The 14,510-nt window shown below is 66.8% G+C and carries 16 protein-coding genes; 2 read left to right on the top strand and 14 right to left on the bottom strand.

Annotation, left to right across the window (positions count from 1 at the left end):
• Positions 1 to 186: 186 nt before the first annotated feature.
• The 6 genes from ACR65K_RS19955 to ACR65K_RS19980 all read right to left on the bottom strand — a co-directional run bounded on the left by ACR65K_RS19955 (position 187) and on the right by ACR65K_RS19980 (position 5,577).
• Complete coding sequence (locus tag ACR65K_RS19955) at positions 187 to 1,620, bottom strand: aspartate ammonia-lyase (RefSeq protein ID WP_440154657.1); 1,434 nt, start codon at positions 1,618 to 1,620, stop codon at positions 187 to 189.
• Between the two features lie 8 nt (positions 1,621 to 1,628).
• Positions 1,629 to 2,693, bottom strand: coding sequence for an asparaginase (locus tag ACR65K_RS19960; protein ID WP_440154658.1), 1,065 nt, complete (start codon positions 2,691 to 2,693; stop codon positions 1,629 to 1,631).
• A 30-nt stretch (positions 2,694 to 2,723) separates the two neighbouring features.
• Complete coding sequence (locus ACR65K_RS19965; RefSeq protein WP_056332137.1) at positions 2,724 to 3,431, bottom strand: FadR/GntR family transcriptional regulator; 708 nt, start codon at positions 3,429 to 3,431, stop codon at positions 2,724 to 2,726.
• A 43-nt stretch (positions 3,432 to 3,474) separates the two neighbouring features.
• On the bottom strand, positions 3,475 to 4,110 hold the full coding sequence (locus ACR65K_RS19970) for a DedA family protein (protein WP_056332121.1): 636 nt from the start codon (positions 4,108 to 4,110) through the stop codon (positions 3,475 to 3,477).
• A gap of 9 nt (positions 4,111 to 4,119) precedes the next feature.
• The gene (locus ACR65K_RS19975) at positions 4,120 to 4,815 is read right to left on the bottom strand and encodes a phosphatase PAP2 family protein (RefSeq protein ID WP_056332134.1); all 696 of its coding nucleotides are present in this window, start codon (positions 4,813 to 4,815) and stop codon (positions 4,120 to 4,122) included.
• Positions 4,816 to 4,959: 144 nt separating this feature from the next.
• Positions 4,960 to 5,577, bottom strand: a complete 618-nt coding sequence (locus tag ACR65K_RS19980; protein WP_056332119.1) for a uracil-DNA glycosylase family protein — start codon at positions 5,575 to 5,577, stop codon at positions 4,960 to 4,962.
• 134 nt (positions 5,578 to 5,711) lie between these two features.
• On the opposite strand from ACR65K_RS19980, the gene ACR65K_RS19985 reads away from it, so the two are divergent.
• The gene (locus ACR65K_RS19985) at positions 5,712 to 6,224 is read left to right on the top strand and encodes a hypothetical protein (protein WP_440154659.1); all 513 of its coding nucleotides are present in this window, start codon (positions 5,712 to 5,714) and stop codon (positions 6,222 to 6,224) included.
• Between the two features lie 17 nt (positions 6,225 to 6,241).
• On the opposite strand, the gene ACR65K_RS19990 is transcribed toward ACR65K_RS19985, so the two are convergent.
• The 5 genes from ACR65K_RS19990 to ACR65K_RS20010 all read right to left on the bottom strand — a co-directional run bounded on the left by ACR65K_RS19990 (position 6,242) and on the right by ACR65K_RS20010 (position 10,453).
• On the bottom strand, positions 6,242 to 6,625 hold the full coding sequence (locus ACR65K_RS19990) for an RNA-binding S4 domain-containing protein (RefSeq protein ID WP_440154660.1): 384 nt from the start codon (positions 6,623 to 6,625) through the stop codon (positions 6,242 to 6,244).
• Between the two features lie 35 nt (positions 6,626 to 6,660).
• On the bottom strand, positions 6,661 to 7,785 hold the full coding sequence (locus ACR65K_RS19995; protein ID WP_440154661.1) for a sulfite oxidase: 1,125 nt from the start codon (positions 7,783 to 7,785) through the stop codon (positions 6,661 to 6,663).
• 89 nt (positions 7,786 to 7,874) lie between these two features.
• Positions 7,875 to 8,735, bottom strand: coding sequence for an SDR family oxidoreductase (locus tag ACR65K_RS20000; RefSeq protein ID WP_056332113.1), 861 nt, complete (start codon positions 8,733 to 8,735; stop codon positions 7,875 to 7,877).
• Complete coding sequence (locus ACR65K_RS20005; protein WP_056332111.1) at positions 8,736 to 9,740, bottom strand: aldo/keto reductase family protein; 1,005 nt, start codon at positions 9,738 to 9,740, stop codon at positions 8,736 to 8,738. It lies immediately after the preceding gene.
• A 53-nt stretch (positions 9,741 to 9,793) separates the two neighbouring features.
• A complete protein-coding gene (locus tag ACR65K_RS20010) occupies positions 9,794 to 10,453 on the bottom strand; it encodes a hypothetical protein (RefSeq protein WP_056332109.1) in 660 nt (219 codons plus the stop codon).
• A gap of 194 nt (positions 10,454 to 10,647) precedes the next feature.
• Between ACR65K_RS20010 and ACR65K_RS20015 the strand changes: the two genes are divergently transcribed.
• Complete coding sequence (locus tag ACR65K_RS20015; RefSeq protein ID WP_056332107.1) at positions 10,648 to 11,016, top strand: YchJ family protein; 369 nt, start codon at positions 10,648 to 10,650, stop codon at positions 11,014 to 11,016.
• Here ACR65K_RS20015 and ACR65K_RS20020 read toward each other — a convergent pair whose 3' ends face one another.
• The 3 genes from ACR65K_RS20020 to ACR65K_RS20030 form a co-directional block, all read right to left on the bottom strand.
• A complete protein-coding gene (locus tag ACR65K_RS20020) occupies positions 11,017 to 11,850 on the bottom strand; it encodes a hypothetical protein (protein ID WP_056332105.1) in 834 nt (277 codons plus the stop codon). It abuts the gene before it with no gap.
• A gap of 64 nt (positions 11,851 to 11,914) precedes the next feature.
• Positions 11,915 to 13,915: an acyl-CoA dehydrogenase family protein gene (locus tag ACR65K_RS20025; RefSeq protein WP_440154662.1), complete on the bottom strand. Its 2,001-nt coding sequence runs from the start codon at positions 13,913 to 13,915 to the stop codon at positions 11,915 to 11,917.
• Between the two features lie 61 nt (positions 13,916 to 13,976).
• The gene (locus ACR65K_RS20030) at positions 13,977 to 14,279 is read right to left on the bottom strand and encodes a hypothetical protein (protein ID WP_056332101.1); all 303 of its coding nucleotides are present in this window, start codon (positions 14,277 to 14,279) and stop codon (positions 13,977 to 13,979) included.
• Between the last annotated feature and the right edge of the window lie 231 nt (positions 14,280 to 14,510).

Raw genomic sequence — 14,510 nt, forward strand, 5'->3', positions numbered from 1 at the left:
CTTGAGGTTCTTGTGGTAACCCTTGTCCTCCGCGTGCAGGGAGGTCTCGGACGCATGCGCGTGACCACCATCAATAACGTGGTCAGGAAGGGGGGTATTTGTCATGGGAGTGTCCTTTGGGGGGTGGTGGGCCCACGCCTGCCGGGTTCCCTGGCCGAGCTTGCGAGGCGAGGGAGCAGGTGGGGACTACTTGCTGAGGTTGGCCAGGCGTTCGGGGCTCAGGAGTTCCTGGAGCTGGGCATCGGTGAGGAGTCCGTGCTCCAGGACCAGTTCAGCCACACCCTTGCCGGTGGCAAGTGCTTCCTGCGCAATGGCAGTGGCGGTGGCATAACCGAGGTGGGGATTCAATGCGGTGACCAGCCCGATGGACTGCTCCACGGTGCGGCGCAGGTGTTCGGTGTTGGCGGTGATTCCACGGATGCAGCGGGCCGTAAGGGTGCGGCAGGCTGCTTCGAGGTGGGAAATGCTCTTGTGGAGGCTGTGGACGATGATGGGTTCGAAAGCATTGAGCTGCAGCTGCCCGGCTTCGGCGGCCATGGTGATGGTGACGTCGTTGCCGATCACTTCGTAGGCCACCTGGGAGACCACTTCCGGGATCACCGGATTGATCTTGCCCGGCATGATGGAGGAGCCGGACTGCACGGCCGGCAGGTTGATCTCGCCGAAGCCGGCGCGCGGGCCGGAGGAGAGCAAACGGAGATCGTTGCAGATCTTTGACAGTTTGACCGCCACCCGCTTCAGCACGCCGGACAGGTGCACGAAGGCGCCCACGTCCTGCGTGGCTTCGATGAGGTCGACGGCAGTGACCAGCGGCAGGCCCGTGACCTCCGCCAGGTGCCGGCAGGCGGTTTCGGCGTACCCGTGCGGCGCGTTCAGGCCGGTGCCGATGGCTGTGGCGCCGAGGTTGATCTCGTGGATCAGCAGTTCGGCCTCCGCCAGGCGCAGCCGGTCCTCGCCGATGGTGACGGCGTAGCTGCCGAACTCCTGCCCCAGGGTCATGGGGACGGCGTCCTGGAGCTGGGTGCGGCCCATTTTCACTACGGTGCGGAATTCCATGGCCTTGGCAGCGCAGGCGTCCTCGAGTTCCTCGAGTGCTGCCAGCAGCTCCCGTGCGGCGAAGATGGTGCCCAGCTTGACCGCGGTGGGGTACACGTCGTTGGTGGACTGGCTGAGGTTGACGTGGTCGTTGGGGTGCAGCCGGGCATAGTCGCCCTTGGGGTGGCCCAGGATTTCCAGGGCGCGGTTGGCGATGACCTCGTTGGCGTTCATGTTCGACGACGTGCCGGCACCGCCCTGGACCACGTCCACCACGAACTGGTCGGCAAGCCGGCCGGCCAGGACGTCATGGCAGGCCTGCTCGATCGCATCGGCGCGTTCGGCGTCCAGCAGTCCGAGCTCCCGGTTGGTGCGGGCGGCCGCCAGTTTCACGGCGGCAAGCCCGCGGACCAGGTGCATGTTGGAGGACAGCTTCTGGCCGGTGATGGGGAAGTTCTCTACGGCGCGGAGCGTGTGCACGCCCCAGTACGCCCCGGCGGGGACGTCGCGGTCGCCCAGCAGGTCGTGCTCAGACCGGGTGGTGGGAGCAGACGTGGCGTCCGCTGCGGTGTCGATCATGGTCATGGAGGTCCTCACAGGGCTTCGTTGTCGGGCGTGGACTGGGTGTTTAGGAAATCAGTGGCCTGTAGCTGGCCCAGCTGGTGACCGCCGCCCAGCACGGGTGCGGTGGCGATTCCACCGAGGGGTTCGGTGTCAACGTCCAGCGCCTCCAGCAGGCGGACGGTGGCGGGCATCCGGGCGCGGTCGCCGCCGTCGGAAATCTTCACGGCCACGGCACTGCCGTCACCCAGGCCCACCAGCTGGACGCCCTCAAAGCCGTCCTTGGCCACGGCGCCGGGCAGCAGGCGCATCAGTTCGGTGACGTCGCGGCCTTCCCCGGCCACCATGTGCGGGTGCCGCTGCATGGCGAGCCCGACGGCGGCTTCCGCATTCGTCGAATCGAAGGTGTCGCCGTCGTGCCGTGCGGCCGCCTGGGCGATTCGGCCGAAGGCGCGGGCCATGCCGCGGAGGGTCAGGGCGAACAGCGGGGTCCCGCAGCCATCGGTGCTCACGCCGGCCGGCTCCTCGCCGGTCAGGTCAACGACGGTCCGGGCGACGAGCTGCTGCAGCGGGTGGGAGGGATCCAGGTAGCCCTGCAAGGGCCAGCCGTTGATGGCGCAGGTTGCGGCCATGGCGGCGTGCTTCCCGGAGCAGTTCTGCGTGATCCGGGTGGCGCTGCCGCCGTTGCGCAGCCAGTCCTCGCGCTCGGTGGTGCCGTAAGGCAGGTCGGTGCTGTTTTCCAAGTCTGTGGGGGCGAGCCCGTGCAGTTCCAGGATGCGCAGGGCACCGTCCCGGTGCACTGCCGCGCCCGAATGGCTCGCGGCGGCCAACGCCAGGAGATCCGCGGGGAGTTCCAGGCCGGCGCGGACCATGGCCACAGCCTGGAGGGGCTTGAGCGCGGAGCGTGGATAGAACGGAGTCAGCGGGTCCCCTGCGGCTGCCGCCACTGAACCGTCAGCCGCGAGCGCAATCGCGGAACCATAGTGGACACTTTCCACCAGGCCGTCACGGAGGGCGGCCACCAGGGGGATGTGCTGTGGCAGGGCCAGCTGGTCCGGGGCAGCGGTCTGGGCAGCAGAAAACACGGGGGATGGCATGGTGTCCTTGGAAGGGTTGGTTGGATTCAATTAGCTGTTGAGGATGGATTCCAGGGCTGCGCCCACGGCTTCCAGGTGGTGGGCCATGGCGGCGCGGGCGTTTTCCGCGGAGCCGGCCTCGATGGCGGCAAGGATCTGCTGGTGCTCAAGATCGGAGGCGTGCTGGCGGTCAGCCACCATGTTCAATGTCTCGGACTGGTGGGCCAACGCGTCCCGGATGTCAGCCACGACACTCGCGAACACTTTGTTGCCGCTGGCCCGCGCAATGGTGGCATGGAAGCTGGAATCCAGCGCCACCCAGGATTCCGGATCCGTTTCCGAGGCCATGGCGGCGACCACCCCGCGGAGGATGTCGAGTTCCTCCGGAGTGCGGCGTTCCGCTGCCAGGCCTGCGGCCGGGACCTCGATGTGGGGACGCGCCTCTGTCAGGTCCCGTGCCGAGTATTGCCCCAGGGTGAGGTCATTGGCCACCTTGCTGGCAATGACGAACGTGCCCTTGCCGGTCCTGGTGACCGTGAGGCCCAGGGCCGTGCAGGAGCGGAGGGCTTCCCGGATGACCGAGCGGCTGACTCCGTATTGCTGCGAGAGGGTGGACTCTGAACTGAGCTTGCTTCCCACCGGGATCGTGCCGGATTCGATGTCCCCGCGGATGGCGTTGAACACCGCCTCGGCAGCGCTCAGCCGGGCAAGCGGTCGGTGTGCAGGCTGTCCTGCTGTCCGGCTGTCTGACAGGTTCACGTCCTCAAATATGGCACTGGTCACAGTTGCTGTCAAGCTCTCCCTAGTCCTGCCGCTGGTTGGCGGCCCGCCGCCGCTGCCGCCGCCGTCGTGAACGCACGTGCCAAACGATGAGCGCCGCCACGGCCACGGCAGCGATGACGACGGCGAGATCCCGGCCCACTGCCTTGGCCACGGCCTCGTAGGAGTTGCCTGCGAGGAAGCCAATCAGGACGAAGCCAATGCCCCAGACGATGCCGCCCGCCGCGTTCCAGGCGAGGAACCGGCCGTAGGGCATCCGGGAGGTGCCGGCCAGGGCCGGCATGACAGCCCGGAAGAAGGCTGTGAAGCGACCAAGGAAGACAGCGGAACCGCCTTTCCGGCGGAGGAAATCCTGCGCATTCTCCAACCTCCCGGCGTGGCGGCGGAGCACTTTTGCCTCCAGGATGCGGGAGCCCAGATGCTTGCCCACCTCATAGCCCACGCTGTCGCCAATGACGGCGGCACCCACCACCAGGCCCATCATCATGCCCAGCTGCACCTCGCCCCGGCTGGCCACCACGCCCCCAAGGACGGCTGCTGTTTCGCCTGGGATGACGAAGCCGACAAACAATGCATCCTCGGCAAACACCAGGCAGAAGACGGCGATATACGCCACGATCGGGCTGACGTTCAGGAGGCCGTCGATGAAGCCCGTCATGGCAGCGCCTCAGCCCTGGGGCGTTGGAACGGGGCCGAGTTTTGCCAGGAATGGCATCCGGGCCAGCAGCGACAGCCCGAACCGGTTCCACAGTCCGGTCAGGAACGCCGCTCCCGTGGCTGCGGTGAGGAAGGACGCCGTGACGTCGGTGGGGTAGTGCACGCCGAGATAGACGCGGGAAAATGCCACGGTCATGGCCACAAGGATCCCGAGGATGGCTGCCGGCCGCTGCCACTTGGTGCCGCGGGCCAGCAGATAGACGGCAATGGCCAGCGCGGAAGCCAGGGCCACATGACCGCTGGGGAAGCTGTCCGTTCCCGGCTCCGGGATCAGCGGGTTGTATAGCGCTGTGGAGTCGGGGCGGTGGCGTGCCACCAATAGCTTGAACAGTTCGCTGCTCACCCAGCCGCCTGCAGCAACCAGCCCTGTCGCGATGGCGTTGACGGGGCTGCGGCGCACCAGCAGGAGGTAGAGGCACAGGGCGGCGATCATGAGCACGCCGCCCGCCGGGCTGAACACCACGTTGATGGCCATGGCCAAGGCCGTCAGCGGCGGCGTGTGGTCATGGCTCAGCTCGGCGTCCACTGACATGTCCGCCGATGTCAGGGCGGGGATGAACCTCAGCGCCAGGCCGCCTGCCACGATCAGGAGTGCTGCGAGGATGGGCACGGCGATCCAGTGCCGCAGCTGGGGGAGTGCCGCCATGCGCACAGCCGCGTCCTCCACTGGAGATGCTGGCTTTGGGGAACGGTCGGGGTAGGGCGTCACGGTTCAGCCTGGTTCTCTCGCCGGTCAGGGTACCTACGAGTATGCGCCTGCGCGGCTGAAAGAAGGCTGTGAAATGGGCAGCTAGAGGTGCTGGATACCTGCCCGCTGCATGGCGTCACGGTAGGTGTCCACGCTCTTGGCCAGCAGCTCTTCCTGCTTTGCCTCAGAGACAGCAAAGGCCCTCCCGCCCAGGGCGGAGGCCTTGTAGATCTTGATGCCGGCGTTCTTCAGCGAGGAGTGGTAGGTCTTTTCGAACAGGGTGAGGAATGTGGACGCGTCCGTGCCGTGGGCAATGATGGCCGAAACCCGGGAGTTGATTTTGAGGAACTGCCGGAAAGGACGCAGGCCGTCGGTCTTCTCCTGGACACTCAGGGCCGACGGGCTGCCGCTCTCACGGACCCAAGGGTAGGCGTTCCAGGGCATGACGTAGCGGGGGTCCAGCTCAGCGAGTTCGTAGATTTGGGTAGCGCGGCGGGCTGCTTCGTCGTCGTTGTTGTGGGAGACAAAGCCGGACTCGGTCCCCTTGCCGGGGCTGGCCTGAAGGCTGATGATCCTGCACTCATCTTCGTCGTGGACGGGGTCGATATAGGGGACTGTGGAACCGGGCTTCTTCTCCATCAGTTCATCGCAAAGCTGGGTTACCTTCGCGATGTTCGGTTCCTGTAGCAGGGCCTTTTTTTCGTCCCAATCAATCGTCACGATTTCTCCCTTGGCAGCGAGGCGTCCAGAATCAGGCGTCCTATGTCACTCTACGCTTCTGCGGGGAAGGGTGGGCACATCGAGTTTGTCCCGGCCGGCCAGCAACGGCCAGGGGACATGCTGTTCAATGGATTATGCAGTTCACCAGGAAGGGCCTGAAGGCCGAAGGTTTCGCCGGCTTCCGGCCGATCCAGGACCTCGAGACTATGAGGATCCCGCAAGGAACGGGCCTCTTCACGGTCGTGGCTCCGGAAGGCTTCCAGCCGCGCTTCCTCGCGAAAAGCACCGCGGGCGTCTTCAAGAAGAAGGAACCGTCCCTCCCCGCAGCCGCCCTGACCGCAGAGTGGGTGGACGGCGCCGCGGTTCTCTACATCGGAAAAGCCGGGCCCGGAAGCCAAGGCAACCGGGGGCTCCGGCGCCAAATCCAGGAGTTTGTGGACTTCGGGCAAGGAAAGCCGCCCGGGCATTGGGACGGGCGCGCAATCTGGCAGCTTGCCGACGCCGGATCACTGGCCGTTGCGTGGAAAGAGCTTCCGGCGGAACAACTCAACAGCGCAGAAGCGGCCTATCATTCAGCGTTCGTGGCGGAATTCGGACGGTTGCCGTTCGCCAACCTCGTGCAGGCGCGCACCAGATCCGGCGCTTGACGTCTCCGGCACGCCTTTCACGCTGGGCCCCGTAGCCGCTCCATCTCGCGGCGGTCCTTTTTGGTGGGCCGGCCCGCGCCCCGGTCCCGTTGGGGCAGGCCGAGCGCCGGCAGAACGGGCCGCGGCGGAGTGTGGTCGGTGAAGCAGTGTGAGGCTGCCTCGGCTCCCACACGCTTCGCGATCAGCCGCCGGACCTCGAGGATGCGCTCGTACCCGGACATGCGGACGGTAACGGTGTCGCCTGGAACCAGGGTCGCCGACGCCTTCGACGGACTGCCGTTCAGGCGGACATGCCCTGCCCGGCAGGCGGCAGTGGCGGCGGACCGTGTTTTATAGGCGCGGATGGCCCACAGCCAGGCATCGATGCGGACACTGGCGGGGGAGGCAGGGAGACTGGTCATGGCTGGCACCGAGTATAGCCCCGGGGCCCGTCTCTTCACTCCACCGTCACGCTGACCCGCTGCACCACGTTGTTGCCCATTCCCTGGTAGTTCCAGTTCTGCTCAAGTGGCTGGGTAGCGCCGGTGATGTCCGTGGCACGGCACGCCAGGACGTGCTCGCCCGGGTCGGCCACCCAGGGCAGGCTCCACCGCCGCCAGGCGAAGCCGCCAACGGGCTTGTCCAGGTGCGCCGGCAGCCAGGTGCCGTCAATGCCCACCTCGACGGCGGTCACGGCACCTTCCCCTGACCAGGCCCGGCCTTCCAGCATCACCGGGCCCGGGCGAAGGAACCGCCGCCGCGTGAAGAAGTCCGGAACGCCCGGTGGGACCATCAACGAACGCACCCTGATCCGCGTAACCGGCGTGCCGGCGTCGTCCGCGGTGCTCTGGTAGCGGTAGGCAGGCTGCTGCTGGAACCCGGTGAACGGCGCCCGGACCACGTCGATGGACTGCAGCCACTTCACGCTGGCCATGCCGTACCAGCCCGGCACCACCAGCCGCAGCGGGTAGCCATGCTGCGGCGGCAGGTCGGCGCCGTTCATTTTGTAGGCGAGAACGACGTCGGGACGCAGCGCCTCACGGATCGGCAGGCTCCGTGCGTACTGCTGGGGGACGCCGCCCTGAACCCCCGCGTCGGCCCCGGTGAAGACCACCTCCACCGCATCCGGCAGCACGCCCGCCTTGCCAAGGAGATAGGCAAGCGGCACCCCGGTCCAGTACGCCGTACCCACAGCCTCCAGCACCCAGGGCTGGCTTACGGGCCGCGGCTCCAGGAGCGAGCGGCCGTTGCCCGCGCACTCGAGGGTGACGGGCACGGTGATGGCAGGATCCCTGTGCAGGGCCGCCATGCCCAGCTCCAGGGCGCGCTCCACCGCACCCCCGATCCGCAGGTGCCAGGACGACGCATCGGGATCCGGAATGTCGAAGTGCGTCAGCACATAGTGAAGCCCGGGCGGCGTCACTTCGCGGCGGAGCATCTCGAGCGGCATGGAGTGGTTGCGGGCCGCGAGCTGCAGTTCCTCGCGGGTGAGAGGACCTGATGTTGGCTGCAAGCCGGGCGCTCCAACAAGTGCCTGTTCCGCCGACGGCTCCCGGGTGGGCTGCTGGTTGCTGTAGTTCATGGCGCTGCGATTCTGGTAGCGGAGTTAAGGGACGCCCCCGCCAACAGGTCTACGCCGGGACCACCCGCGCGTCAACGAAATTAAACCCCCTACAGCACCGGCCGGGCCAGGAACCCGGCAAGGCTGATGGGGTCCTGGCCGGTCAGCCCGTGGACGTCAGGCGACAGCCCCGCCATCTCACCCGCTGCCATCGCCGTATAGGTGCTGACCCACGCATCCAGCTGCCACTGCGGAGCACCATAGGACGCCCGTGACGCGTAGGCTTCCTCCACGGTCTCCGGGTGGTAGCTGATGGTGCGCCCGGTCCCGGTGCTCAACACCTCCGCTGCCTGCACCATGGTCAGTTCCTCGGGACCGGTCAGGTTATAGGTCATGCCCTTGTGGATGGCCGGATCCCGCAGCACGGCGTGGGCGCAGCGGGCAACATCCTCCCGTGCCACCCCTGAGAACACACCGTCACCGGCAGGGCCGCGGATCACGCCGTCCTCCCCGGCCAGCAGCGGCAGGAAGTCCAGGTAGAAGTTGTCCCGCAGGAAGGTGTAGTCCATCCCTGACGCCTTGATCCGCTCCTCCGTGGCGTAATGGTCCCGGGCCAGGGTGAAGGTGGCATCCGGCGCGGCCCGGTAAAAGGACGTGTACACCACGTGCTGCACCCCGGCATCCGCGGCGGCATCCACAAACGCATAGTGCTGCTGCAGCCTGTCTTCGGCTTCCGCGGCGGACACCATGAACAGGATTTCCGCGCCGTCAAGGGCCTGGCGTGACGCGGCGCCGTCCCCGTAGGAACACACCACCGGATGGGCGTCCTCCAATTGCGGCGCCCGCGCCGCGTCGCGCACCAGCAGGCGCTGGGCGAAACCGGACGCGGCCAGCTGCCGCGCCAGCATTCCGCCCAGGCCTCCCGTGGACCCGGTGACCGCGAGCTTCGGCAGCTCCGACGGGGACGCCACTTACGCTTCCCGCGTGGCCGGCGACTTGGTTTGGGCGGGGTCCCGCTCAGCAAGGCCGCCGACGGCGTCGTCGATCTTCTTCAGGACCTCCGCCTCCAGCTTCACGCCGGCGGCAGCCACGCTGTCGGCAATCTGCTCCGGCCGGGAGGCGCCCACAATGGCCGAGGCAACGTTGGGGTTCTGCAGGACCCAGGCAACGGCAAGCTGGGGCATGGACAGGCCTGCTTCCTGGGCAATCGGCTTCAGTTCCTGCACGGCGGCCAGGACGTCGTCGCGCATCCAGCGCTCGATCATCTTGGCGCCGCCCTTTTCATCCGTGGCGCGGCTGCCTTCCGGGGCAGGCTGGCCGGGCAGGTACTTGCCGCTGAGAACGCCCTGGGCCATGGGCGACCAGACGATCTGGGACACGCCCAGTTCTTCCGACGCCGGAACCACCTCGGCTTCGATCACGCGCCACAGCATGGAGTACTGCGGCTGGTTGGAGATGAGCTGGAAGCCCAGTTCCTTAGACAGCCTGTGCCCCTCGCGGAGCTGCTCCGCTGTCCACTCGCTCACGCCGATGTACAACGCCTTGCCCTGCCGGACGATGTCCGCGAACGCCTGCATGGTTTCCTCCAGCGGCGTTTCGAAGTCGTAGCGGTGGGCCTGGTACAGGTCCACGTAGTCCGTCTGCAGCCGCCGCAGCGAGCCATTGATGGACTCCATGATGTGCTTGCGGGACAGGCCAAGATCGTTCTTGCCCTTGGGTCCGGTGGGGCCGAAGACTTTGGTGAAGATTTCCAGGGACTCGCGCCGCTCATCCTTCAGGGCCTGGCCCAGGACGGTTTCCGCCGCGGTGTTGGCGTAGACGTCCGCGGTGTCAAAGGTGCTGATGCCGGCGTCGAGGGCAGCCCGCACGCATTGGGTGGCAACGTCGTTTTCCACCTGCGAGCCGTGCGTCAGCCAGTTGCCGAACGTAATTTCCGAGACTTTGAAGCCGCTGTTTCCGAGGTATCTGAATTCCATATGTTCACGCTAACCCAGATGGTTGCTCACGGTAAGGGCTTTGCCGTTCTCCCTTACGGCTGGGGGTGCGCGTCCTGCGCCTGTTCCTTGAGCACCTGCTGCTTGCCGGTCAGGGAAACCAGGGACCCGGTATCCAGCGGCGGCACCGGGTGGGGCGGCTGGGGCTTCTTAAAGGACCGCGGCAGCTCATGCGGCGGCCGGTGGTTGTGAAGGGCGGATTCCACCAGCGGGGCCACCTCGGCCACCTTGTCGGCGGGCACGGCCGGGTCCGGAAGGTCCCGCACCGACAGTTTGATTTCGGGCGCAGCGGCACGTGCCCTGGCCTCGGCGCGCTTATCGGCCTCGGCGACGGCGGAGGCCCAGTCTTCAGCAAGGACCGGCGGTTCGGGGCGGGTGGCGGCAAGTTTTGGATGGCGTACGACGGCGGTGCGCAGCGACTCTTTCAGCTTGTCCGGCTTCAGCGCTGCGGCCTTTGCCGCCAGCGGCTTGCCGTCTTGGGCAGGCTGAGCGGCTGAATCGGCAAACCGGGCCAGTTTCCCCTTCCCGGGGACCCGCCCGAACAAGGCCATCAGAATAATGGCGGCAAGGCGTCCCAGGCCCGCGAGAACCAGGGTGATGACGCCGAGCAGGAAGAGGACGCCGAACATCATGAGGGCCACGCCAACAGTGCCCAGGAAGGTCAGGTTGAGGACGAGAGTGTCCGGGTTCTCCACGTCTTCTCTCCTCTCCAGCCGGCATCCTGGGTCCGCTCCCGGCATCCGGTGCCGGGGGCAAGCTCCTTCTCCACCATACGGATTTTTGTCCGGCCATGCCGCCGCGCGCCCGGCCTGTTCCGAGGTTGTAGCGAAGCTGTTATCCGATGTGACAGCATCACCGGGTGACAGAATCCAATGAGTCCGCAAACTGCATGTGCCTGTCCGGGGAGCCCTACGCCGAATGCTGCGGAAGGTTCCATTCCGGCCAGGCGCTCGCTGCCACGGCCGAACAGCTGATGCGGTCCCGGTACAGCGCGTTCGTCCTGCTGGATGCGGACTACCTGCTGCGGACCCACCATCCATCCACCGCACCGGCCGGCCTTGACCTGGACCCGTCGATGCAGTGGCGCCGCCTGGACATCCTCGGCACGAGCCGAGGCGGACCTTTCGATACCGCCGGCACGGTGGAGTTCAAGGCGTACTACCGGCAGGGCAGGGAACGGGGGGTCCTGCACGAGAACAGCCGGTTCGTCCGGGAGCACGGCCGGTGGCTGTACGTGGACGGCGACATTCTCGCCTGACTATCGCTCGTCGTCGTAAAACTCGCTGTCCGGGGTGAAGCCGGCGCGGTCAACCTTCCGGTGGAACCGCATGCCCGCCAGGCCGCCGAGCACTGCACCAACCAGGGCCACGGCTGCCACCACGATCGCGGCGATGATGCTGGTGGTGGTCAGCTGGCCTTCATTGATGGGGATGCGCGGGAAGCTGTTCAGGTTGGCCAGGACATTGAACTGTTGCCCTGCCACAACGCCCAGGATGGCCACCACAATGGCCGCGATCAACGCCCAGATCCACACCATGAGCCCCTGCTTGGCGCCGTTGAAGCGGGCCATCCGGCCAGCCACGTAGCCGCCGCAGTAGTAGGAGAGGAGCAGGATCACCAGCAGCACGATGATGCCCACCAGGCCCACGGTGCCGGTGTTCTGTGCGGCCTGGTTCACGGCCTCGTTGACGTCGGTGTTGCTGGCAAGGCCCACCGCGGTTCCGGCCGCTGCCACCAGCGCGGTGAGCAGCACGGCCATCCCCGTGGCGGTCAGCCAGCCAAAGAACGCCGAGCCCACCTTGATGCCGCCAAACCGCTCCTTCTGGCGTGCGACTGCGGTTTCCCGGTTCGCCAGGGTGGAGTCTGCCACCGGCTCCACCACGGGCGTCGCCCGGGTGGGGGCGGGGGTGTATTCCCGCTCCGCAGAGGGTGCAGTGGAATAGTCCCTTTCGCGTGGGCGAGTGGGCGCCTGGTCCATTGAGCGGGTGGCGGCATCGTCCGCTGCTGCATCCCGGTAGCTTCCGCTGCGGGTGGTTTCATCCTCCCGGGCACGGCGGGGAGGCAGGTTCTCTGGGTCCGTTGAGCTGCTCATGGTTCAACTCAACCACCCACCCGGAGTGATAGCAAGCGTGCTTACTATTTTGTGACCTGCGGTTCTACCGGTATTTCCGGTGCAGGTCCTCCTTTTTGGACGGCCCCGGCGAGGCATCGGCAATCCACGGGCCGGTCCCCTCGGACGGGTCCAGGACCCCGGCCTCCAGCCACGTGTAGTCGCCGGCAAGGGCCTTGCGCGTCAGTGCCTGGTCGGCGTCGTCGGTGTTTCGCCACAGCTGGTCGAAGTACTCGTCCACCCGCACCCTGGCCTGTTCGCAGTAGGCATCGGCAAGCTCGTAGGCGCTGGCGGCTTTTTCAGGGGCTGTTTTCAGCAGCATCTCCGCGCGGGAGCAGCAGGCGGTCATGGCGAAGAGCTCGGCGCCGATGTCCACCACGCGGCCCAGGAACGCCTGTTTCCGCTCCAGTTTGGCCTGCCAGCGGCCCATCCCATAGAAGGTCTGCCGGGCCAGCCGGCGTGACGAGCGTTCAACGAACCGGAGGTGCTTGGCCAGCCTGCCGAACTCCGCATAGGAGCGGGGGTCCATGCCGGCGCCGGCCACCAGCTTGGGCAGCCATTTGGCATAGAAGCCGGAGGCGCCGACGGCGGCCTTGGCTTTGTCGGCCAGGCTCGCATCCAGCGACGCGAGATCGCCCGCGGCGGCCAGGTGCGCATCCACCGCTTCCCGGGCGATCAGCAGGCGCATGATCTCGGAGGAACCCTCGAAGATCCGGTTGATCCGCAGGTCCCGCAGCTGCTGCTCGGCCGGTACGGCCCGTTCACCGCGTGCGGCCAGCGACTCAGCCGTCTCAAACCCGCGTCCGCCGCGGATCTGGACAAGCTCGTCCGCTATGCGGCAGCTGATTTCCGTGGCCCAGAGCTTGGCGAGCGCGGCCTCGATCCGGACGTCCTTCTGCCCGGCGTCGGCAAGTTCCGCGGACAGCTCGAACACGGCGTCCAGGGCAAAAGCCGACGCTGCGATGAAGGCAATTTTCTTGCCCACGGCCTCGTGTTCGCCCACCGGCCTGCCCCATTGGGTGCGGGCGTTGGACCATTCACGCGCGATCTTCAGGCTCCACCGCCCGGACGCCACGCACAGTGCGGGCAGCGCCAGGCGGCCCGTGTTGAGTGTGGTCAGGGCGATTTTCAGGCCCTGGCCCTCCCGGCCCAGCCGGTTGGCGGCCGGCACCCGTACCTGATGGAAGCGGGTGACCCCGTTCTCGATGCCGCGCAGGCCCATGAAGGCGTTGCGGTTTTCCACGGTGATGCCCGGCGAGTCCATTTCCACCACAAACGCGCTGATGCCGCCCTTGTGCCTGGTGCCGTCCGGATCGGTGTGCGCGGGGACAACGGCCATGACCACCACCAGTTCGGCGATCACCCCGTTGGTGGTCCATAGTTTCACGCCGTCCAAAAGGTACGCGTCGCCGTCGTCCGTGGGCGTTGCCGTGCTGCCCATCCGGGCGGGATCGCTGCCCACGTCCGGTTCGGTGAGGAGGAAGGCGGTGACGGCGCCGGCGGCGCACCGGGGCAGGTACTCCCGCTTTTGTTCGGGCGTGCCGAAGACCTTGACCGGTTCCGGCACGCCGATGGACTGATGTGCTGAGATCAGGGCGCCCAGGCTGGGGTGCACGCTGCCCAGCAGGGCAAGGGCACGGCCGTAATACACCAGGGAGAGCCCCAGGCCCCCGTATTCCTCCGGGATCTTCATCCCGAAGACGCCCAGTTCCGCGAGGTCGTTGATGTATTCGTCGGGGATTTTGGCGTCCCGTTCAATGACCTGCCCGGACATGGTCTTGGCGAACTCCGTGAGGCGGGCCATGAACTCCTCGCCCTTCTCCACGGAAGCGGGGTCCGGGGCCGGCCAGGGATGGACCAGGCCGAGATCGAAACTGCCCAGGTACAGGCCCTTGGCGAAGCTGGGGCGATCCCAGCCGGATTCGCGGGCTGCCTCGGCAACGGCGCGGGCATCTTCGGCGGTTGCCCCGGCGCCGATGTTGCCGGCGGGGACGGGGGTTTCTTCAGCCGGGGCGTCTTTGGCCTGGCTGTCAGTCGCGGAGGTCATGGGTTATCTCCTAGGCCGGATTGGCCGGTGTAGCCATGGATCCGCCGGGTTGGAGAACCCTTCAGCTGTCCCTCAAGATTACCCGCGGGTAGGTTCCCGTGCTAGGGGCGGGCTGGCCCTGGAAATCGCCGGGCAGCTCCACGGCGGAGGCGCGATGGACCAGCCTGTCCCAGCCGGCGTTAATGCCATGGACTACCGCCAGGAGCGTCGTGGACACCACCACCCAGGTGAACTTGCCTGCTCCCAGCACGGCCAGGGCAATAAGCCCGGCGGTGAGCACGAAGGCGGCCAGGATGGCGCCGAATACAAGTGTCCCGATGAAGACCAAGGTGGCTGTTTCCACTGAACTTAGATCGAACTGCATGAATCCCCCTGCTGCGACGTTGCTTTGCATAAGACTGCGGTGGCGAAGACCAGTAGCAGAAGCGTAGGGGGACAGTCCTGCAGCCAGCCAGAGCAGCATGGGGCAGATGTGACTGTTGATACGGGATTGAAACACTACCGGCAGGTAGGTCACGGAGTGGTCGCGGCGGCCTGCGTTAACCTTGTAGTTGGCAGTTTTCCGGCCGGTCCCTTGCGTGCCGCCCTGCCAAGC

Source organism: Arthrobacter sp. SAFR-179 (genome assembly GCF_059414945.1).

What these genes read in the sequence shown, in the direction of transcription:
- ACR65K_RS19955 (WP_440154657.1), bottom strand. Translation starts at nt 1,620, where the DNA reads ATGACCATGATCGACACCGCAGCGGACGCCACGTCTGCTCCCACCACC.
- ACR65K_RS19960 (WP_440154658.1), bottom strand. Translation starts at nt 2,693, where the DNA reads ATGCCATCCCCCGTGTTTTCTGCTGCCCAGACCGCTGCCCCGGACCAG.
- ACR65K_RS19970 (WP_056332121.1), bottom strand. Translation starts at nt 4,110, where the DNA reads ATGACGGGCTTCATCGACGGCCTCCTGAACGTCAGCCCGATCGTGGCG.
- ACR65K_RS19975 (WP_056332134.1), bottom strand. Translation starts at nt 4,815, where the DNA reads ATGGCGGCACTCCCCCAGCTGCGGCACTGGATCGCCGTGCCCATCCTC.
- ACR65K_RS19985 (WP_440154659.1), top strand. Translation starts at nt 5,712, where the DNA reads ATGCAGTTCACCAGGAAGGGCCTGAAGGCCGAAGGTTTCGCCGGCTTC.
- ACR65K_RS19990 (WP_440154660.1), bottom strand. Translation starts at nt 6,625, where the DNA reads ATGACCAGTCTCCCTGCCTCCCCCGCCAGTGTCCGCATCGATGCCTGG.
- ACR65K_RS19995 (WP_440154661.1), bottom strand. Translation starts at nt 7,785, where the DNA reads ATGAACTACAGCAACCAGCAGCCCACCCGGGAGCCGTCGGCGGAACAG.
- ACR65K_RS20005 (WP_056332111.1), bottom strand. Translation starts at nt 9,740, where the DNA reads ATGGAATTCAGATACCTCGGAAACAGCGGCTTCAAAGTCTCGGAAATT.
- ACR65K_RS20015 (WP_056332107.1), top strand. Translation starts at nt 10,648, where the DNA reads ATGTGCCTGTCCGGGGAGCCCTACGCCGAATGCTGCGGAAGGTTCCAT.
- ACR65K_RS20020 (WP_056332105.1), bottom strand. Translation starts at nt 11,850, where the DNA reads ATGAGCAGCTCAACGGACCCAGAGAACCTGCCTCCCCGCCGTGCCCGG.
- ACR65K_RS20025 (WP_440154662.1), bottom strand. Translation starts at nt 13,915, where the DNA reads ATGACCTCCGCGACTGACAGCCAGGCCAAAGACGCCCCGGCTGAAGAA.
- ACR65K_RS20030 (WP_056332101.1), bottom strand. Translation starts at nt 14,279, where the DNA reads ATGCAGTTCGATCTAAGTTCAGTGGAAACAGCCACCTTGGTCTTCATC.